This window comes from Pleomorphochaeta sp. DL1XJH-081, assembly GCF_049310885.1.
Lineage (GTDB): Bacteria > Spirochaetota > Spirochaetia > Sphaerochaetales > Sphaerochaetaceae > CAYZJV01.
On sequence record NZ_JBMDYO010000002.1, the window covers coordinates 425,605 to 446,842 of the forward strand.

Genomic DNA, 21,238 nt, shown 5'->3' on the forward strand with positions numbered 1-21,238 from the left:
CGTGTACGATACAGATACATAGGAGTCCCATGCAACAATTGGAAAAATTTTCAGCCCTCGGTCTATCAGACCGCACTATCAACGCCCTCGTAGCCAAAGGCTTCGAAGAGCCCACCGCCATTCAGGCCGGTTGTATTCCCTTGCTTTTGAAAGAACAAGTAGACGTCGTAGGTAAAGCCCAGACCGGAACCGGTAAGACAGCCGCCTTCGGTCTTCCCATATTGGAAATCGTCGAACCCGAAATTCTGGCAGTACAAGCCCTCATACTCTCACCGACACGGGAGCTGGCCGTTCAGGTCGGTGCCGAAATCGAATCGATGAGAGGAGACCGGAATCTGCAGATTCTACCGGTCTATGGGGGATCATCAATGGATCTTCAGATCAGACGCTTGAAACGGGGTGTCCACGTAGTGGTGGGAACTCCAGGTCGAGTACTGGATCACATTAGAAGAGGTACGCTCGATCTGAGTGCACTCAAGTTCGCAGTTCTCGATGAAGCCGACGAGATTCTCAATATGGGATTTATCGAGGATGTAGAGGCTATACTTGAACAGACCGCCGTTGATAAGAGAATGCTGCTTTTCAGTGCGACCATGCCAAAGCCAATTTTGAGACTCGCAGAGAGATTCATGCGTGACTATAGATTGGTAGAGGTCGAACAGGCAGCGAACACTCCTACCCTGACGGACCAACACTACTATGAGGTACGAGAGGGGGACAAGATTGAACTGCTTAGCAGACTCATCGATATCGCTCCCGATTTCTACGGTCTCGTATTCTGTAGAACCAAGATGCAAAGCGATGAAGTCGGCCGCATGCTGATAGACCGTGGGTACAATGCCGAGGTCATCCATGGCGATCTAGCCCAAAAACAACGCGAGCTTATCCTCCATAAGTTACGAGAGAAGAGGATCAGCATCCTAGTAGCTACCGATGTGGCAGCACGTGGAATCGATATCCAGGATCTCTCCCACGTGGTGAACTATTCCATTCCCCAGAATCCCGACACCTATATCCACCGTATTGGGCGTACTGGTCGTGCGGGTAAACTCGGCAGTGCAATAACATTCGTAACTCCTAGTGAGTCTCGACGATTCACCTATATACGCAGGCAAGCCCAGAGCGAGATTACCAAGGAGCGAATCCCCGATATTGAAACAGTGGTCGCCATAAAGCGTGAGAGAATCATTAACGGCATTGCGGAGAATATAACCGCAGAGGGCCATGAAGAATATCTCGCGATGGCTCAAGACCTTCTCGATATCCATGAGCCTGAAGCTGTGGTAGCTTCATTGCTCAGTCGCCATTATGGCAGCCAGTTGAACGAGAAATCCTACACCCGTATTCGCATGGTGGAAGATCGCGGACCTCGTGAATCTCAGGGAAGAGGTGCACCATCGCGAGGAAACGATCGTTACGGGAAGCGTGACAATTGGGACCGCAGACGAGACGATTATCGAGATGACAGCCGTGGAGACGGCGATGTCCGCCTATTCATTGCAAAAGGCCGATCTTCCGGAATGACCAAGAGACTCTTGGTGGATTATATCAAGGAACATGCCCGTGTCACCGATAGAGAACTCGACGCTGTTCAGGTTATGGAAGACTTCTCTTTCGTCACAGCTCCATCGGATGCTGCCAGACACATACTTCAATCATTCGACCATATGGAAAACGACGGGAAACCGATTGTTACGAAAGCTCGTCCCGACAACCCTAATGGAAAACACCTTGCCGGAAGACGGAGAGGCGATCGTCATGAACGTTCTGATCGATCCGATCGCAATAGCTATGGATCATACGATGATCGTGCAGCACGCGATTTTGAACAGACCGGGTATCCTAGGGATGACCGGTCACAATCCTTCGATCGAAGAGACCGTTATAGCTACCCATCAGATCGTCCCAAACCGAATTATGCAAAGAAAAGCTCCAAAGGTCGTTTCAAGAGTAGCGGTCCAAAAGGACGTTCCAAAAAGGGCCGGTGACGGAAAACTATCGTAACACCTTGTATTTACCCCAAAATTTAGTATCTTTACCAAAGGGGTCCCGTAGATTAAGGGATCCCGGAGGTAATGATGGACCGTCTATCAATTGGGCAATTCAGCGATGCTTTCCCTCCACTTATGGATGGTGTCGGATTTGTGGTAAAGAACTATACAGAACTTCTTCTCGAACGAGGACATGATACCCATGCTATTGTATCCGGCTCCATGGTAGATGAAGGTGAGCAGTACGATAGGGAACAGGGGATCGACTATACCATAAGATCATCGATGATTCCCGTTCCAGGAATAAATCCCTATGGCTTGGTTGTCAAGAATATGGAATTCCGGAAAAAAGTCGGCGAGCTGAGCTTCGATATTATCCATACCCACTCACCATTCTTTCTTGGACGTTTTGCAGAACAGTTTACCCGTCATAAGAGAATTCCCCTCGTAAGTACATTCCACTCTCTGTATAAGGACGATTTCTACGGATTCACCCACTCGCATATGATGAGTGAACATCTGACGAGGATGATCTTGCGTCATTACCGAGTAGCGGATGAGGTCTGGACTCCTACAGAGTGGAGTAAAAGGAAACTACGCGACTATGGTTTCGATGGCAAAATCGAGGTTGTAGAGAATGGATGCGACTTCCCTCTCCCATCGGACTCAGAATATTCAGCCTATCGTAAAGCGGGACTTTCCATCACTCAGGTTCCACAAGGAGTACCTACTCTCATCTATGTCGGACAGTTAAAAAAAGAGAAAAATCTCGAACTGTTAATAGAGGCTCTCGATATCGCTCATAAACGACATGTGAATTTCCATATGATCTTTGTGGGGACGGGACCCGACCGTCACCACTTTGAGGAAATGATAGAGGAAGCCTATCTGACACCTCATGTCACCTTTACCGGAAAAATCACCGACCGAGAGAGACTCAAATCCCTTCTTGCAGTAAGTACGTTGTTCCTCTTTCCCTCACAGTACGATACCTCTGCTCTTGTTCTCCGCGAGGCAGCAGCCCTCCAGTTACCTCTGCTCAATACACGGGGATCGAGTACTGCGGGAATTACTACCGATGGATACAATGGCTATATAGCTCGTAATACAGCAGAGTCGTATGCAGATAGGCTACAACAGATACTTGCCGATCCCAGGGCTTGTAAAAAGGCGGGAGTGGCAGCCCAGAAGACACTATACCGTAGCTGGAACGAAGTTCTAGATGAGGTCGAAAGCCGCTACAGAGCATTAGTGGACCAAAAAAGTTCACCTATGTCATAGGTTTTACCACTGTAATGACGATTATCCCTTCACAACATCACATGAACATATTATAGTTGTGTCATGAAAGTTAAGAAATTGGCGTTGTTTCTTATCCTCCTGTTTACCCTCAATTCCATGCAACTCTTCGCTGCAGCGGATCCGAATTGGTATGAGACAACTTTTTTCGTCAGCACTTCCATGGAAGACTACTCGCAGGACATCAAAGATTATAATACCGACATGTATGTAGGGTATGTAGCTATAGCCCCTGTTTCAGCGTGGACCAATCCATGGGATGGAGACCTAACCCTTGTCATATCTTCACCAAGTGGAAATCCCATTAATCCGCTTAGAATCTATAAAGAAAATGACCCTACTGTGTCGTTTCCTGCTTCCATCAAGGTGGAAGCTCCCAAGAAAAAAGATGATGTAGTCGGAACACAACTTCCATTTACTTTTCCTTATACGCTACCGGAAAACTATACACAATTTACCCTGAGATTGACCGTCGACACCCAGATATTCATGGAGGAAATGGCATATTCGGGCAACTATAGCCTACCGTTCAGAGTAACGGCTTATATCGACTACGATACTACCGATGAGGTGGAAATTGGCTCTTTTGACTATGTGGTACGGGTAAAATATACTGACCGAGTACCCACATACGTAACTACTCAGATCAACATTAATGCCTTCCCAGCTGCAAGCAGTATAGATATACCTGCCCTACAGACATCAGGAGCCTCCGTTCCTGTAGGCTCAGTAGAGGTGATCATCAACGATCCTAGTGAACAGAATGATTATTTTGTAAGGATAGGTCCGGTCGAAGCCATGGGAAATCCCCTTGCCCAATTCTTATTTAAAAAAGTTAACGGCACCGTCGAAATACCCTATAAAGTCCGTGCAACACATCCCGATTCTATCCTTCCTGAGCCAACTTTCTTCGATCTTGAAGTGAGAAATTTTTCCGGAGGTGTGCATAGCGACACTTTTGATTTAGAGATCTCCGATATGAATTATGATGATGTGACCTATACAGTAGGTGACTATACCAGCGAAATCCAAGTAGATATTATCAGAAACTGAAAAGATCAGTCGAAGCGACCGTAGATCGGTTCTCCACAATGGACACACTTACCATTCACGATATTGATCTTTGCCTCTAAAGCAGCCTCTCCACTATACGAATGGGAGGGTATAAGCGTCTTCTTGCATGCGGGGCATACGGTCTTGTCCCATCCTGAGAGGGAGCTGTTCCCTGCATAGATATGTGGTATGCCCGAAGCTCGACCTATTTCTAGCATCTTAAGCAGGAAATCCTCTGAAGTAGGAGATCTATCCTGCATCCGGTAGTGGGGAAAGAAACGACTAAGATGCCATACCTTGACCTGTCGCATAGCCAACTGTTCGCCTAGTATACGGATGGACTCGGCAGTGTGGATACCCTCGATCACCAATGTGGTGACTTCCAAAACCTTCTCTGGATCGGCTGCAATGGTAGAGATCGACTCCATTACGGGTTTGAGCGATCCTTTGCAGTAGGTGCGGTAGAAATCTTCGTCTCCCTTCACATCGATGTTGAATGCATCGATATACGGCAAGATCCGCTTAAGCGACTGTTCTGAGAAGCTACCATTGGTTACCATGCAGTTGATCCTACCCCGCTGGTGGATCAACTTGGCAACATCCACCATATAATCCTGCCATACGACTGGATCGCTGTAGGTATAACTCATGATTCTACTTGCACTTCGATCGGCTATTTTCACCAATGATTCGGGCGAGGTGATTCTATGCGGATCATAGCTTATCCTGCCAGGCCAATAGGGACTCTCTTGTTGGGAAATCTGGTGGTTCTGGCAAAATTGACAACAGAAATTGCACCCGAAAAGAGCAAATGAGAAGGTTTTCTCCCCCGGCAGCAGGTGGTACATCGGTTTTTTCTCAATCGGATCTACACCACTGGCGACCAGATCCCCCCACCCGAGGGTAATGAGTTTCCCATCCCGATTTTCCCGTACGCCACACAGACCTCGCTGAGTGGGTGACAAGGAGCACAGATGGTAACAAAAATCACATTGTACACGCTCTGACATCTACGATTCCTCACCAAAAACTTCAGCCTGAAATATGGAGAACATACTATCACTCTGGTGCCATGCTGTGGGATAGAGACCAGCCTTCATAGCAAGATGGTCCAACATCGTATCGCGGTCCCATCCCTGCTCTATGGCCACCTGAGGGAGAAAGACCGCCCTCTTGTATCCATTGGAAAGAATAACGCCATCCCTACCTACGACAATTTCTTCGGGACTTTCGATATCCCTAGGAACCGAGAGTATCGACAACTCTATGGACAATAGTCCCAACTCATTGCGCTGAACAGCAGGAAACCGGGGATCATGAAATGCACTTTCACGGGCAAGACGTCGGATAAGACGATACAAGGGTTTTTCTCCAATGATATTGCCGATACACCCCCGCAACGAACTAGGAGCACCAGGGTCGAACCCTTTCCGCTTGAGGGTCACAAAAGCACCCTCCTGTCCACATACCTCCTCTGGTGCATGTGATTCCGCCAAGACATATGTTTTCGAAGGATCTCCATCCAATGATTCGAGGATCGATTCACGTGCAATAGCCAATAGCATTGCTCTTGCCTGTTCTTGCATATCACCTCCATACGATGGAGCAGTAGGCCACAAAATCGGTAGCATGGTCACCCATCACATCCAAGGAGGTATAGTAGTCTGCGATCCAACCCGTGGTATCGACTCTCCGACCTAGTGCGCTCACAATCGCTGCAGCAGCGATTCCACAAACAGTGAGCCTTCCCATCCTCTGTTTAAGGTATACCGGACCAAGTTCAGTCCTCGCCAGTGCTGTTGCTAATGAAAGATCATCCTCTTCCACCTTTCTCGCAACAGTGGAATCCACATGGACACCGTACGGGGCATGACCGAACCGTTTCCCATAATGGGTGAAATCCGATGAAGCGATCACCATCGTACTTTCACTTTCCAGCTCATGTTCTCCCAAGGCTGAAAAAAGATCATCTGCAATTTTCATTGCATGAGAAGCCTCGGTGACATGTGAAACTAAAGCCATAGCTACAGAGATTGGACTTTTTTGACGCTTCTGCAGGTAGGCTAAGAAAGGAAGTACCATTTCAACCGCATGTTCACGTTGGATAGCATGCGTCACATCGGGTCCATGCGACTCCAATCCTGTCTTGAAGGCTTGCAACGCACCGAGTGGAGTTTCGTAACCTGAAAATTGTCCGAATGAGAGGGTATTCTCCGGTAGTACCGAATTGTGCGATGGGGAGAGAATGAGTACCCTCTCAATCTTTTCGGGAGCTAGTGATACCAAGTGAGCCAATCCCCTAGCGCTATAGGCTAACCCCGCATGTGGCAGCACCGCAAAGCGAACTGGGCCCTGACGTCGTCCGCCATCATTGTTCTCTTCAACCTGGGAGATTGCCGTTTCTATGGTAGAACGCAAGCTGTCGGGTTCTGCGGCGTACCAGGTTCCTGCATACCATGCTTTGCGCATGGAGGGCATTCCTTCTGTGACCATAACCGACTCCTTATCTTCAGTATAACCCTTACCGCGCTACCTGGAAAGAGCTGGAAATCAGCTACAAATGAATCTTGAATCCGAATTTGTATGTCAGGGGCCTGACAACTGAAACGTTTTCCAGTATATTGCTGCTATGGAACGAAACAAAGGGTTGAGCAATTTCCATACGCACTGCGGACTGGATGATGGAACTGGAACTATGGAGGAATATGTCCTCAGCGCACTTTCCAAGGGTTTCGATGCACTTGGCTTCTCATGTCACGCCCCTGGAACATTGAATGACGGGTGGCATATGAAAAAAGAGGATTTCCCCTACTACCTTGAGGAAATCGATCGCCTTCGGAACCTCTACCGTGATCGGATAGAGATCTATGTGGGTCTGGAACTCGATTTCCTAGACGATACCGAAGAGCTCGTGGGGAACGAATACCGCGACCAACTCGATTACACTATTGCTTCTGTACACGTGATGAAGCATGCCAAATCGGATACATACCTCTCCATCGATGGACCAATTGAGGAGTTCGAAACCCTATTGCACGACAACTTCAATGGAATCATCCAACAATTCGTAGGTCATTATTACGAAATGGTAGAGAGGATGATGTCCTTATATTCCTTCGATATCCTCGGGCACTGTGATGTAATAAAAAAACGCAATGGGGAGAACAGATATTTCGATCCGAGCGCTCCTTGGTATGCCAAGTTGACTAAGAGTATGCTGAAAGCAGCCAAGAAACATAAGGTGAGAATAGAGGTGAATACTGGAGGCATAGCCAGGGGAGCAACACAGGAAAGCTACCCATCGGTCGAGATGATAGAGGAATGTGCCCAACTGGGAATCCCTCTCACCCTCTCTTCGGATGCCCACCAGAGTTCCCATATCGACTTCTACTTCTCACAAGCCGATGACCAATTGGTTCAGGCAGGCTATAGGAACATCGATATCCTGCAACATGGAATGTGGCAATCAGTATCGATCGTCTGATTTCCCATTGTGCCAGCGGTAGATTACCATTATACTTTAAGATGAATATTGGCAATATCTAGGAGGCACTATCATGTCCAACACCATAGATGCGACGGGAAAAGCCTGCCCAATCCCATTCATGCTGGCAAAAGAGCAAATTGATGCGAAGCAACAATCCTTTATCGTACAGGTAGATAATAGAGCTGCAGTGGAAAACCTTAAACGGTTGGCTGCGTCGCAAGGCTTTTCAACATCTGTCGAAACCCAGGATGGTATCTACCAGGTTCAATTCGACCGGGAGAGCAAACAACAAAAGGGAGCCCCACAGGCAAAATGGAATCCTGATGCTATCGGCGCTACAGTTTCCACAACCAAGGATAAGAGCTCATACCTCATATTCCTCGGTAAGGATACCATGGGGGAAGGCGATCTCACGTTGGGTAGGAACCTTGTCCGAATGTTCCTCTATACCCTGGAAAAAGGAGAGAATCTGCCCACAACAATCGTTCTCATGAATAGCGGGGTAAAACTCGCTGTCGAAGATGACCAATGTATAACCACGTTGGAAGCGTTGGTTGAAAAAGGGGTGCAAGTCTTAGTTTGTGGAACCTGTCTTGACTATTACGGACTGTTGGATCAACTGAAGGTAGGAACAGTGGGGAATATGTACGACATTACCCAGAGCTTCCTTAAAGCACAAAAGATGATCACCGTATGAACCGACAGGCGATCATCACATTCGACTCTACCCATCATGCCATCTCTGCACAAAAGACATTGTCCGAAAAGGGCATATCGTTCAGAGTCATACCTACCCCGGTGGAGATTACCAGCACTTGCGGTATAGCTCTCTTGGTAGCAGTAGAGGCTGCCCCGAATTGCAAAAATCTCAAGGGGGCACGTTGCACCATTGCGGTGTTCTACGACAACAAGCTTGAGTTATTGGGCAATTGCGTTGACTGAGACAGCAAAAACCTCTACATTTTTTTTATGGGCAAGAAAAAGATTACCATTGAAGACATCGCCCGAGAAGCTCACGTTGGTTTGGGAACCGTATCACGGGTACTGAACAACAGTGCACATGTCTCAGAAAGTACCCGAAAACGGGTACTCGATATCGTCAAGGCACGTCAGTATACCCCCAGTGCCGCAGCTAGCAAGCTAGCTCGAAACGATACCGTGGAATCGACAGTCGGTCTGTTGCTACCCGATATCGGAAACCACTACTTTTTTGAGATTTTTGAAACTATCTACCGAAAATTCCGTGGTATGGGGATCGACCTGCTTATCTTTAACTACGAGAAACATAATCCTAAGGTGATCCAGAAGGTGCTAGATGCCCAGCTATCGGCTCTTTTAATATTCGCATTTCAACTCGACGATACCGAAAGGGAACTACTCAGACGAAGGAATGTCCGGTACCTCTATATCGATTATCCGAGGGATAACGAACATTGCATCTACACTGACAATGTGTATGGAGGCAGGTTGGCTGCCCGGTATCTCATTTCAAAAGGGGTGGAAAACCCCAGCTATATTGCAGTCGATCCACCAGCCCAAGCCAATGCCGACCGCTACGCAGGCTTCACCGACGAGCTGGCCATCCATGGCATGAAACCGGGACAAACTTTCAACGCAGCACTATCGGAAGAAGAGGGCTATAGAGTCGGTTGTGAGATTATTGAAAGCAAGAGTTGCGATGGCGTATTCTGCTACTGCGATGATATAGCCGCAGGTGTCGTGAGAGCTGTGCGCGAAAGACGAGCATCGTTAAAAGTCGTAGGATTCGATGGTGTGCGCATTACCGAGCATATGGGATTGTCGACCGTAAGTCAGGAACCGGGAAGAATCGGGACACAGGCTGCTACCATCATTGTCCAGATTATGCAGATGGAAAAGGAGCCCGATCCGGTGCGACATTGCATCACACCGGTTCTCATAGATCGTAATAGTTGATCAGAGGACTAGGTAAGGTAACCAAGCCAACGCTGTTGGCGCTCTATCATCAGATCTACCAACTCACGCACATGGTGGTAACTTCCTACGATCGGATTGGCCAAAAGAGCCTGTACCACGTACTCCTTCCTACCTGTCAACACAGCCTCTGCCGTCAGATCATAGACCCCACAGTAGTTTCTCAATAGCGCACCGAACCCCTTCGGGTAGGACGAGAAGCCAATCGGCTTAAGCCCATTACGATGAACCTTTACAGGAACTTCAACTGCTATAGTAGGTGGTAAATCGTCGATTAGGCCATCGTTCATGACATTCACAGCAGGTTCTTCATAACCACTATCTTCTAGGATCCCTTCGATTATCAGGACCATCCGTTCATCTCGCCGTAGCTCGATCTTGGGTTTGATCTGGGCAAGTTCCAACTGATAGAGACTGTAAAAATCTTTTATCCCCTTATGGTCGACCACATCGCTCGCCCAAGGTATGTACTCTCCGAAATGGCTATCGACGGTTATGGGTAAGAGTCCGTAGGTTTCCAAGATCTCTTTGAAGAGGGTACGGTCAGCCCAGCTCTTTTCGCTTCTCTCTCCATCGAGGATAAATCGTTTGGTGCTACCTTCGGTCTTTGGTGCCTTACCGGTTCTTTTCACATAGGAATAGATATCGGAATAACCGACTTCTTTCTCAAAAAAGGCCGGAGCGAGCCTTAGGATATCGGGATAAGCATCTTTGCCCGAATCGCGATAGGTTGCCTCCAAGAGTACACTGAAGTGGTTCAAGCCACCCGATCGGAGCTCCAGATTAGCAAATGGCGTATCGAGGATTATCGGAAGATATCGCTCTAGGGAAAGAACTTCATGACAAAGACCAACGAACTTCATCCTTGGATATTTCCTCAGTACCGCTGTCGTAATTGCAGTCATTGGATTAGAGTAGTTGAACACCCAAGCATCGGGACAATGAATTGCGACATCATCACAGATTTCCATTATCACAGGGGTAATGCGGAGGGCATGAAAAAGACCACCGGCTCCTCCATTCTCTCCATAGATCTGCCGAATTCCATATTGTTGGGGAATCGTCCAATCCTCATCCCAGAGTTTGAATCGGTTGCCCACCTCAATGGAGATGATCACGAAATCGGCACCCTCAAGTGCCTTAGCACGGTCTGACGTACTGGTTACGGTAAACGGAAGCGGATTCTCCTGCAAGAATGCATCAGCCTTCCTTTGCACTGTAGCAAGGGCTTCTTCGTCTATATCTACCAAAACAATTTCGGCACCATACAGTTTCTTACTCTGGAAGAAATCCCCTAGTGTTCCCAAGCCGAACTGGGCACTCCCGGCTCCAATCAAAACCAGCTTCATCGCCTACTCCTCCTATGCCTGCATCCACAGGCATATAGAACGCATGGTAACGCAATTATTCAAGAGTTTACAACCTTTTTTCCTTATAGTATGCCTTCCATTCTCAGAAGACGAGAAGATCTACCATGAGGTGACTTGTATCGGGCACATGGACCGAGCAGCAATCGGGATTGATTGCCGAACCGACGCCTATAGAACGCATCTTTGCAGCCCGGATTGCTTCGATTCCTGCCGGAGCATCCTCAATAGCACAGCACTCTTCAGGAAAGACTCCCAACATATCAGCAGCCCTAGCAAAGACTTCTGGATCGGGCTTTCCACAAACAACATTAGGAGCAGGGACAATTACATCGAATGAATCGGTAAGATCGAGTCGATCGAGGATGAAGGGAGCATTCCTACTGGCACTTGCTATTGCTGTCTGTAATCCCCTTTGCTTGATCGCAACCAAGAGCTCCCGAATACCATCAAGAATATCCGAAGGAGTAAGTTCCTGTAGCGATTGACGATACCAGTCGTTCTTGACCGTTGTCAGACGATCCATCTCAGCATCATCTAGTGCAACCCCATTATGGTCCAAAATCACCTGGAGGGATTGTCTACGGGAGATACCACGGAGTTTCTGATTCACCGTCTCATCGAATTTCCACCCTTGTTCATCAGAGAGGCGTTTCCATGCCCGGTAGTGGTAGCCATCGGTAGAGGTCACTACACCATCGAGATCGAAGATTACAGCCTTACAATGTGGCTTAGTGGAGAGTCTTACCGGTTTCTCTCCCACTGCAAACCTATCTGAACGGTGGCCAATGGTAAGTTCGCCTCCTTTGGTCACGTAGGTCGTATACTCGCTATCGATCGTAACAGTAAGCATGATCTTACCGAACGTGAGATGGAACGCAAGTTTATGCCAATCTTCAGGCATTTGAGGACAGAATGTCGGAACGGCCTCATGCATTCGGTAACCTGCGATCCCATAGACCATGGCCATCCATGAACCGGCCATCGCCGCGGTATGTAGTCCATCTTTGGTATTGCGATGTAAATCGTCGATATCCATAAGTGCAGTCTGGCGAATATAATCTATCCCCATGGAGACTTCACCAGCATCGAAGGCTTGGATACCTTGGATGCATGCCGATAGCGAGCTGTCACCGGTAGTCAATGGTTCGTAGAAGAAAAAGTTTCTCCTTCTCAGATACCAAGGAAAGCGGTGGTGCTGCAGAAGCATCGCCAATACGGTATCGGCCTGCTTGAGCAGACGGTGACGGTAGATCACCAGTGGGTGGTAGTTAAGCAACAGTGGATGGAATAACTCTCCCCTTTTGTCCGTATCCCAAGGCTCTTTGTTCAAAAAGTAATCATCCTGAGGATTGATTCCCCTCTGCCCATCGAACGGAATGTACATTAATCGCGCAGCCTCAGCAAAGTTCTCCAATTCCTCTTCAGCTATATGTAACCGACGTTCCAAGGTGGTGTACAACTCAATCTGATCCCGCTTGAGTCGACCAAAAAGTGCGACCACCCCTTCAAAGTGGTGTTTTACCATGATGTTGGTATAGGTATTGTTATCAACCAAGGCTGAATATTCATCCGGACCGGTAACCTCATTGATGCAAAAGAGACCGTCTTTGGCGGGATTGAAGAAACCGAGATCATAAAAGAGGCGCGCTGTCTCAAGTAGAATATCGGCAGCTCCTTCGGCCAAGATTGTATCATCGCCACTGACCTCCAGGTACTGGAAGATGCTATAGGCAATATCGGCATTTATATGGTACTGGGCTGTTCCGGCAGGAAAATATGCCGATGCCTCCAAACCATTAATAGTCCGCCATGGGAAGAGCGCTCCCTTCTGGCTCATTTGTCGAGCGCGCTCACGCGCATAGTCCAGTGTCGATATCCTATAGGCTATTAAGGCTCTAGCGGTCTTAGCTTGGGTATGGTTAAAAAACGGCATGCCATAGATCTCGGTATCCCAGAAATAGTGTCCCTCATAACCACTTCCTGTAAGACCTTTTGCTGCAAGTGATGACATACCATCAGCCCCAGTAGATTGGTACAACTGGAATAAATTCAACCGTAAGGCTTGCTGGAGTTTTTCATCACCGACAATCTGGACATCGGCATGAGCCCAGAAATCTTCAAAACAGGAGCATTGCTCACCAAGAAGCTGGTCCCAATCCAATGCACAGGCATCAATTCGGTTCTCTGAGACTTGGTTGAGTGGCAACTGTTCACCTGGCCGTCCCGATGTATGGTAGTAGAAGCATTTGAATAGCTCCAGTGAACTGCCATGATGTGTGAAATGGAGACCAGGCATGTCTTGTGGGCTGTGGGTAAATCGTTCTATATGGACAGGAACTGTAATCTTATGGACCGCACCACAGGAGAGATGTAAACCACTTTCCACCGTCTTAAAAGAGGCATGGAATGAGGGTAGTTGCTGCTCCCCTTCGGAAGAATACCCATTTCCGACACAAGCGAGCGAAGGTTTGGTGAGCACCGTTCCTACGCGTGGATCGAGAGCTGACATGGCTCTTGGAACCGGCATAGCTATCGAGGAGTAGAGAGCGATATCGATCGGAGCACTTGCCGTAATGGTAAGATGCAAAGCTCCAAGATGTCTTTTAGCCATCGATATGAACGACTCCCAACAGATATCTACTAGAATATCATCCTGTGAACGCCATGTAATTTTCTGGGTAAGTAGCCCATTACGGAAATCGAGTTCCTTACGATAGGATTGCACTGCCTCGTCAGCAACGGATATACGCTGGCCATCGATCTCTATCCAGAGGAAACGACAATCGGGAAGATCGAGCATGGTCTGGTTGTAACGGGCAAATCCGTAAGCATCTTCGCCATAGTGGATAGGAGACAACTCATAGAATCCATTAATGAATACACCCGAGTGTTGAGCAGGTTCCCTATCGCAGGGGAAGCCACGGAAGCCCACATACCCATTACCAATCGAAAACAGACTTTCCGAACGCGCCAGATGCTCTTCGGTGAATTCGGTCTCCACCAGTGTCCACGTATCCAATGCCATCGGCTACCCCTTTACAGATCCTGCCATGAGTCCCTGGACGAAGTAACGCTGCAATGCGAAGAACACCGTCAACGGAACAACCATGGCTACGAAAGCACCAGCAGTCAACAGATGCCAATCCTGACCTCGTGAACCAACCATATTGGCCAGTCTTTGAGTCAGCACAGCAACATCGTTTGTTCCTCCGAGGAATACCAAGGCGACAAGTAGGTCATTCCAAACCCAAAGGAATTGGAAGATGGCCAACGATGCGATAGCGGGGACAGAGAGCGGAAGCACCAATCGCGAGAAAACTACCATGGGACGGGCTCCATCGAGAAAGGCCGACTCAAAGACATCTCTTGGTATCGTTGAAATATAGTTGTATAACAGGTAGATTCCCAAAGGCAGGCCGAATCCCGTATGAGCGAGCCATATACCAAGATAGGACCCTGTGAGTCCGAGAGCCTGATAGTCGCGAAGGATCGGGATAAGGGCAATCTGCAATGGTACTACCAGAAGCGCAACGACGATGGTGAAGAACAACTTCCTGCCCGGGAAAATCATCCAAGCGAAACCGAAAGCTGCCGCAGCCGCAATCAGGATAGGTATGATTACCGATGGTATTGTTACGGTGAAACTGTTGAGGAAGGCCCTAGTAAGATTGTCACCGCTCGCACGTACAGTATCTCCCGCTGAATTCACGAAGGTATATTGACTTCCACCGAGTACCTGTTTGTAGTTATCCAAGGTGAAACCAGAGTTTTCTCCGAACACGGTCCACCAGCCAGTATTCAATACATTGTCCTGAGGACGGATACTGGAGATGAACAATCCGAGGATCGGAATGCTCCATACGATCACCAAGGCTAGGAGGATGATATTGACGATGACCGTACCCTTATGCGATTTCTTCATAGTCTTCATCTTAGAAACCCTCCCTCTTGCCGAATTGTCGTAGGTTGTACCACATGACCGGAATGACAGCCAATACAAGTACGATGGCTATCGCTGATCCACGACCGTAGTGGAGGAATCGGAACATCTGTTTGTACTGCATACTCGCGATAACCTCAGTACCATAGTTACCGTTCGTCATAGTGAATACGATATCGAATATCTTCAAAGAGATGATTATTATGGTAGTGGAAACGGTAACCAGCGTTGATGCAATATAGGGAATGACGATACTACGGATTATCCTGATCTCGCTTGCACCATCGATCCTACCGGCCTCAATGATAGATGAGGGGACACCCTTCAATGCGGCGCTTATGATTACCATCGCATATCCGGTCTGTAGCCATACTAAGATGACGATAAGGAAGATGTTGTTCCACGGTTGTAAGGTGAACCAAGCTTGCGGATCACCACCGAAAAAGGTCACTACCGCATTTAAGAGACCTATCTGGTCCTCTCCTGCCGGCTTGTAGGCATAGACGAATCGCCAGATAACACCTGCTCCTACAAACGAGATCGCCATCGGCATGAATATGAGGCTTTTGAACACCTTCTCCATTTTGACTCGGTCGGCAAGCAAGGCTATCAGCAGTCCGAAACCAACGGCTCCACCGGTACCGAGAATTATCCACATGAGATTATTCAGAAACGATTCCAACATCTTGGCATCGGTAAAGGCAAACAGATAGTTGGCTAATCCGACGAAGTTCTTGGATTGCGCATCAAAAAAACTCAAGTAGAGCGACCGCATGGTAGGGAGGAATAGATACCAGGCAAGGATCGCGAGAGCCGGTCCTACGAATACGAATGGTTGCAGCTTCTTGGTGATCTGCAAGGGCATCCTATTAACTACCCAATCGGCAACCCAAAAAAGCATCGCTACTCCGCCGACACCCCAAATGATGGCGACCAGTGCTATGATTCCCTGGGAGGCATTGCTATCTCTGAGGAAGATGAAACCAGCCCAGAGGATTCCGAATGCTGCTAGAGGGATGAATAGCGAAACCGCTACCCTACCGATGGTTACCATGGCCTGGGAGACGATTCCCCTTCCATCCGTACGATTTTCTGTCGTAGTCATGTCCGACTCCTTTTCACGATGTGAAGAGATGCACCGGTGGCAGGTCGGTCCCATCCACCGGTGCTAATACTATGCGTCTCTTTTATGGCCAGGATTTCTCAACTGTGTCCAACATGGCATCTGTCGATTTACCATTGACCCAGTCTACGATTCCGGTCCAGAAGGAACCTGCGCCAACCTGTGCTGGCATAAGGTCGGATGCATCGAATCGGAAGACCTTCGCATTGACCAAAGCTTCAGCCAACGATTTCTCTATGGCATTCGGATAGGCATCGAGGTCCTGGTTCAGGTAGGGGAACAACGCTCCACCAGCCTTCGCCCAAAGTTCACCCGATTCCCAGGTTGCCAAGAATTCCATGAACTGACGTACTTCGGGGCGGTCGTTGAATACTACGAACTGATCCCCTCCGCCAAGTACTGGAATACCAAACTCATCATTAATAGCAGGAAGTGGGAATACACCGACCTCTTCTTCAAGATTCGCTTGGATATCATCCTGTAGGAATCCGGTCACGAAGTTACCCTGACGGTGCATCCAGGACTTCGGTGGATTGTCGAACATACTACGAGGAGAATCTGAGAAACTGGTGGTGAGGATTGTATTGGTTCCACCATAGACATACTTTGGATTCAACCAGATGTCACCAAGGATATCGAAAGCCTCTTTGACTTCTGGTGCATCGAACGGAATCTCGTGGTTGACCCACTTATCATAGACTTCGGGACCTGCGGTCCGAAGCATGATATCTTCGATCCAGTCGGTTCCTACCCAACCTGTGGCACCACCGGATTCGATTCCGACAGACCATGGGGTGTGGCCATTGGCGACCATCTTGTCCATCAGTGCGATCATTTCATTCCATGTCGTTGGAACTTCATACCCTGCTCTTGCCCAAGCCTTCTTGGGATACCAGACGAAACTTTTGGCATTAACTCTGTGGAAGACACCATAGGGAACACCTTCATAGGATCCGAGGTCTTTCCAAACCGGAGCGTAGTTCTCATCGACGGTTTTCAGCAACGAATCCCACATGGGAACCAATTTTCCCTGGGATGCGAAGTTCACCATAAGCCCGGGTTGTGGCAAACCAGCAATGTCGGGAGGATTTCCACCCTCTACACGTACACTGATGAGGGTCTCGAAATCTTTCGATCCTTCATAGACCACATCAATTCCGGTTCTCTCCTCAAAGGGTTTAATGGCCTCTTCGAATCGTCTCGCCTCTTCATCGACAAAAGCACCGAACACCATGACTGTCTTCTCATCGGAAGCAGCGGCGTCCTTCTGTCCTGCCGCGAAGACTGATGGCATCACCATCAGTGCAATCAGCAACACAAGCACAACTTTCTTCATACCTTTTCTCCTTCTGCTTGGAATTCCAAGCGTTATGATACATTGGTGCGTCTCAGACGCAGTGGAAGACGTCTCAACGATGGGGAAAGAAAAACTGGGAGAACTGCTTGTCCGTAATCGTGGAAGCGTTTCCATACATATTCTCACACACCTTTTCCCCGTTGTCAAATGATATTTGGATCCTGGCACGGTATATCAGTTACGATAGGGTGTATAATGCCTTGGAAGGGAGGTTTTTCATGAAAGGGGCGAAAACATATTACGATCGGCGCATGTCGGTTATCTTGGGGGATATTACTACCGTGACGGTGGATGTGATTGTGAATGCTGCAAACAGCACCCTTTTAGGAGGTGGTGGAGTCGATGGCGCTATCCATCGCAAAGCTGGCCCCGAATTACTTAGAGCGTGTCGTACGTTACAAGGATGTGATACGGGAGATGCTAAAGTCACAGAAGGCTATCTGCTCCCGGCTAAGTACGTTATCCACACGGTTGGACCGGTGTGGCATGGAGGCGATCAACAAGAGGAGAATCTGTTGGCATCATGCTACCGTCGTTCATTGGAACTCGCCATTCAAATCGGAGCAAAGAGCATAGCATTTCCCGCAATCAGCACCGGAGTATATCGGTTCCCACTGGAAAGAGCCACGCATATTGCTGTAGAAACAGTCAATAGGGCCTTGCATGGGGTGAGTCCCCATGTGTTGAACGAGGTGATATTCGTCTGTTTCTCTGAGGAAGCCTTTGCGGTCTACCAACGCATACTATCTGCCGAAGAGCGCTAGCGGACAAGAGTCTGTGCAAGCGATGCCGTCTTCCGGATAGCCAGTTTCACCTGGGCCCACTGCTCAGCAGCTACAAGTACAGGATCAATCATCCAGGAACCGGTGGCGGCAATGACATGCCGATTGGCAAGATAGCTGTTAACCGTTTGCTCGGTAATACTACCAGCGGCAATGAATTTGAGTCCGAAAAGATCGGCCATATGGTCGATTGCCGCTAGCCCACCGAGTTTCTCTATAGGATAGAATCCAAGAACCTTCAACCCCTCTTCCACAGCCAAAATTCCATCTTTTGTAACAGGATAGACGGCCACACCCTGCATCTGGCAGAGTTCGATAATAGCGGGATCGAACACTGGGGAGAATATGAATCGGGCACCGGCTTCGATTGCATTGCGGGCTTCACCTTCAGTCTGCACATTGCCACCCCCGACAATAATCTCGGGAAAGTGGGAAGAGAGGATACGCAGCAATTCAAGCCCGTCATCGGTCTGTTGGGAAATATTGGCAACTGGAAGACCACCCTCTACAAGAGCTGTACCAAGAGAATCGACCTGCTGTACACCGACCGATTTAATCATGGGAATATACATTATCTGTGCCAGTCGCTTTGTTATCGTATCCATCTTAAACACCCCCTAGTCTACATGGTGTCAGCTCAGATATCTCGGGTATCTTCGCTTCGTGGTCCTTGCCCTCTGTCCGATCCGCTCCAAGCTCACCGACAAGCGTAGGCTGCTGCAGAGCACTAGTGTACCCAAAGAGTCGACTGCGGTAAAGGAAAATCTTATGACTTGTGTCCAGTATTCTTGAGATCCACCAGAATCCGGACACCCTCAGCGAATCCATACCCACCTTCACCATGGGTGATATAGGTAGGAAGATGTTCCATCAAATGGCGGTACTCTGCGATATTGGCAACCCCTACGCTCTGGGGAAAATGGGAGAACATGGGCTCATCGTTCGGAGAGTCTCCGAAGAATATGACCGTATCGCGTTGACAAGCATCATCATAGGCGAAATATTGTTGTAAAAAGGTCTTCGCCATGGAGAGTTTTGTATAGCGTCCCATCCAGACGTTGACATGGATGCTGCTGATTTTTGCTACAGCACCCTCCTGTTCGGCGATTTGTTGCATAGCGAGAGCATCATCTAAACTAAGTATAGGTTTCTCTTCATGAAAATCGAATGCAAGATCGAACATGCGGGCGAATTGATCTGAGGCCATGTGGCTGCCGGGAATCTCTTGTAATATGCGGTTTTGGATCTTTTGCAAGGTCTCGTGGTCGTTCGGTACAGCATTCTCGTGGTAGAGACGTTCGACTTTTCCTCCATCTTCCCAAAAGACGAGAGCTCCATTCTCTCCAACCACAGCGGTTACCGGCCATTGCCTGGCTATAAGATCACACCAACCTGCAGGTCGTCCTGTAATGGGAATTACATGGAAACCGGCATCGTGTAATTGCCAGAGGGCAGTGTAAGCTTCGGCTGGGAGCTTCCCATCCAAGGTAATTGTGTCATCGATATCCATCAATACATAGCTGATCTTCTTAGCGGTCTCTCTGGTAATACTATCGATGGGTAGCATGGTGTATTCACCTCTCCAAGAAATTGTTGAAGAATCTGTTGCTGTAGACAACTTCTTCTATCATATACTCCAAGATACCACATTCATAGGCCAAGTCGAATATGGTATAACGTGGGCGGATGACGCGGGCTTTTCTCATGGCATACGCCATAGTCTCCCGGTCGAGTCCGATTTCGGCAGGTTCAGTGGGGCATTTCGCCTCAGCCAACATGCTGTGCAGTTCTGTAAAAGCGATAAGTTGCCCTTCGAGTCTATCGCCGATTTCTTTCCATTGTTTGGCTATCAAATCCCGGCGTATTTGGAGATGTTCACCATCCAATTGCTTCGCTTTGGCTAGTGAAAGGACATCACTTTCCAATGGTTCACCAAGTAAACGGCCAAGCTCTCCTTGCCAATCGTCATGTAAATCCGTATTTAGAGAGATTTCCTGCACAGATTCCCACGACAGCTCACGAACTAGCGTCATCATCGCTGTGGTTATGAGTGTGCCAAGAGCTACTTTGAAACCGTGGGAGACCTCTTTTCCTTCAACAGCCAAGCCCTTCATCTCCCAGACATGACTGAGCAAATGCTCTCCCCCACTGGCAGGACGGGAGTTACCGAAGAGTTTCATGGCAAGACCAGTTTCAACCAACCCTGAGAAGAGCTGATCGATTACGGCATGCTCTCTTGCTATGATCGATTGGGGATGTGCAATCCGTTCAGGTAGAGGTCCTTGGACCAGATTCCAGACATTCTGGTCAATCTTTTCAATAGATAAGGCATCGGCAATGATCCAATCACCCCCACCGGCCACCTTAGCTACCAGATCTCCGTATCCCGATGAAATAAGCCACAAGGGAGCATCCTTGAGAACATCCACATCGGCTACAACGATGAGCGGTGGAGCACATACAATGGTCTGCTTGAAGGAATCGATGGTAATCGGTGCATTTGCCGAGGTATAACCGTCTACCGATGGAGCGGTAGGGACACAACAGTAGGTCCTTCCAGCTTCATAACTGGCAAGCTTCACGACATCATTGAGAGAACCTGATCCTACGGCAATCGCGATTAACGCTCCTACCGCATCAAGACGCTCTTTGACCTGTTTCACATGATCATAGTCGGGATGAAGCTGCTGTTCATCAAAGACCAACTGTTCGGTGTGGATACCATGCTCCTGGAATCTATCGGCGACTACCTCACCGGCAGCCAGCCAGGTATTGCGGTCTGCGACAATCAAAGGAGTCCTTCCAGGCCAGTGTCGGGAAAAGGCCGCTGCAATCAGGGAGAGAGCTCCCCTTTTTACGATAATATCATCATAGGTTGCCATG

At 48.5% G+C, this 21,238-nt stretch carries 19 protein-coding genes; 8 read left to right on the forward strand and 11 right to left on the reverse strand.

Annotated elements, in window-relative coordinates; genetic code table 11:
* The first annotated feature begins 29 nt into the window (after positions 1–29).
* The 3 genes from ACODJP_RS06255 (at position 30) to ACODJP_RS06265 (ending at position 4,343) form a co-directional block, all read left to right on the forward strand.
* The gene (locus ACODJP_RS06255) at positions 30–1,988 is read left to right on the forward strand and encodes a DEAD/DEAH box helicase (protein WP_422479609.1); all 1,959 of its coding nucleotides are present in this window, start codon (positions 30–32) and stop codon (positions 1,986–1,988) included.
* Between the two features lie 90 nt (positions 1,989–2,078).
* Positions 2,079–3,272 carry a glycosyltransferase gene (locus ACODJP_RS06260; RefSeq protein WP_422479611.1) on the forward strand — a complete coding sequence of 398 codons (1,194 nt, stop codon included), beginning with the start codon at positions 2,079–2,081 and terminating at the stop codon, positions 3,270–3,272.
* A gap of 63 nt (positions 3,273–3,335) precedes the next feature.
* On the forward strand, positions 3,336–4,343 hold the full coding sequence (locus ACODJP_RS06265) for a hypothetical protein (protein WP_422479613.1): 1,008 nt from the start codon (positions 3,336–3,338) through the stop codon (positions 4,341–4,343).
* Between the two features lie 5 nt (positions 4,344–4,348).
* Here the strand turns inward: ACODJP_RS06265 and amrS are convergent, their stop codons facing one another.
* From amrS to amrB, 3 genes are read right to left on the reverse strand one after another with little or no spacing between them, the layout of a single operon-like run.
* Entirely contained in the window at positions 4,349–5,353 is a 1,005-nt protein-coding gene (gene amrS / locus ACODJP_RS06270; protein WP_422479615.1) for an AmmeMemoRadiSam system radical SAM enzyme, read from the reverse strand.
* Complete coding sequence (gene amrA, locus ACODJP_RS06275) at positions 5,354–5,929, reverse strand: AmmeMemoRadiSam system protein A (RefSeq protein WP_422479617.1); 576 nt, start codon at positions 5,927–5,929, stop codon at positions 5,354–5,356. It lies immediately after the preceding gene.
* 1 nt (position 5,930) lies between these two features.
* On the reverse strand, positions 5,931–6,836 hold the full coding sequence (amrB, locus tag ACODJP_RS06280; RefSeq protein WP_422479619.1) for an AmmeMemoRadiSam system protein B: 906 nt from the start codon (positions 6,834–6,836) through the stop codon (positions 5,931–5,933).
* A 136-nt stretch (positions 6,837–6,972) separates the two neighbouring features.
* Here amrB and ACODJP_RS06285 point away from each other — a divergent pair, with 136 nt between their 5' ends.
* From ACODJP_RS06285 to ACODJP_RS06300, 4 genes are all read left to right on the forward strand, one after another.
* Complete coding sequence (locus ACODJP_RS06285; protein WP_422479621.1) at positions 6,973–7,827, forward strand: histidinol-phosphatase; 855 nt, start codon at positions 6,973–6,975, stop codon at positions 7,825–7,827.
* A 73-nt stretch (positions 7,828–7,900) separates the two neighbouring features.
* Positions 7,901–8,527, forward strand: a complete 627-nt coding sequence (gene yedF, locus ACODJP_RS06290; RefSeq protein ID WP_422479623.1) for a sulfurtransferase-like selenium metabolism protein YedF — start codon at positions 7,901–7,903, stop codon at positions 8,525–8,527.
* Positions 8,524–8,772, forward strand: coding sequence for a DUF3343 domain-containing protein (locus tag ACODJP_RS06295; protein WP_422479625.1), 249 nt, complete (start codon positions 8,524–8,526; stop codon positions 8,770–8,772). Before yedF ends, ACODJP_RS06295 begins: the two co-directional genes overlap by 4 nt.
* A gap of 27 nt (positions 8,773–8,799) precedes the next feature.
* Positions 8,800–9,765, forward strand: coding sequence for a LacI family DNA-binding transcriptional regulator (locus tag ACODJP_RS06300; RefSeq protein WP_422479627.1), 966 nt, complete (start codon positions 8,800–8,802; stop codon positions 9,763–9,765).
* An 8-nt stretch (positions 9,766–9,773) separates the two neighbouring features.
* Here ACODJP_RS06300 and ACODJP_RS06305 read toward each other — a convergent pair whose 3' ends face one another.
* The 5 genes from ACODJP_RS06305 to ACODJP_RS06325 all read right to left on the reverse strand — a co-directional run bounded on the left by ACODJP_RS06305 (position 9,774) and on the right by ACODJP_RS06325 (position 17,552).
* Complete coding sequence (locus ACODJP_RS06305) at positions 9,774–11,132, reverse strand: alpha-glucosidase (RefSeq protein WP_422479629.1); 1,359 nt, start codon at positions 11,130–11,132, stop codon at positions 9,774–9,776.
* 103 nt (positions 11,133–11,235) lie between these two features.
* A complete protein-coding gene (gene pgmB, locus ACODJP_RS06310; RefSeq protein WP_422479631.1) occupies positions 11,236–14,178 on the reverse strand; it encodes a beta-phosphoglucomutase in 2,943 nt (980 codons plus the stop codon).
* Between the two features lie 3 nt (positions 14,179–14,181).
* Positions 14,182–15,084, reverse strand: coding sequence for a carbohydrate ABC transporter permease (locus ACODJP_RS06315; RefSeq protein WP_422479633.1), 903 nt, complete (start codon positions 15,082–15,084; stop codon positions 14,182–14,184).
* A gap of 1 nt (position 15,085) precedes the next feature.
* Positions 15,086–16,198: a carbohydrate ABC transporter permease gene (locus ACODJP_RS06320; protein ID WP_422479635.1), complete on the reverse strand. Its 1,113-nt coding sequence runs from the start codon at positions 16,196–16,198 to the stop codon at positions 15,086–15,088.
* Positions 16,199–16,280: 82 nt separating this feature from the next.
* Positions 16,281–17,552, reverse strand: a complete 1,272-nt coding sequence (locus ACODJP_RS06325) for an ABC transporter substrate-binding protein (RefSeq protein ID WP_422479637.1) — start codon at positions 17,550–17,552, stop codon at positions 16,281–16,283.
* A 239-nt stretch (positions 17,553–17,791) separates the two neighbouring features.
* Between ACODJP_RS06325 and ACODJP_RS06330 the strand changes: the two genes are divergently transcribed.
* Entirely contained in the window at positions 17,792–18,337 is a 546-nt protein-coding gene (locus ACODJP_RS06330) for an O-acetyl-ADP-ribose deacetylase (protein WP_422479639.1), read from the forward strand.
* Here ACODJP_RS06330 and ACODJP_RS06335 read toward each other — a convergent pair.
* From ACODJP_RS06335 to ACODJP_RS06345, 3 genes are all read right to left on the reverse strand, one after another.
* Positions 18,334–18,960, reverse strand: a complete 627-nt coding sequence (locus tag ACODJP_RS06335; RefSeq protein ID WP_422479641.1) for a hypothetical protein — start codon at positions 18,958–18,960, stop codon at positions 18,334–18,336. The two genes, ACODJP_RS06330 and ACODJP_RS06335, sit on opposite strands and share 4 nt — an antisense overlap.
* A 161-nt stretch (positions 18,961–19,121) precedes the next feature.
* Complete coding sequence (locus ACODJP_RS06340) at positions 19,122–19,922, reverse strand: HAD-IIB family hydrolase (RefSeq protein ID WP_422479643.1); 801 nt, start codon at positions 19,920–19,922, stop codon at positions 19,122–19,124.
* Between the two features lie 7 nt (positions 19,923–19,929).
* Positions 19,930–21,237, reverse strand: a complete 1,308-nt coding sequence (locus tag ACODJP_RS06345) for a sn-glycerol-1-phosphate dehydrogenase (RefSeq protein WP_422479645.1) — start codon at positions 21,235–21,237, stop codon at positions 19,930–19,932.
* Position 21,238 lies beyond the last annotated feature (1 nt).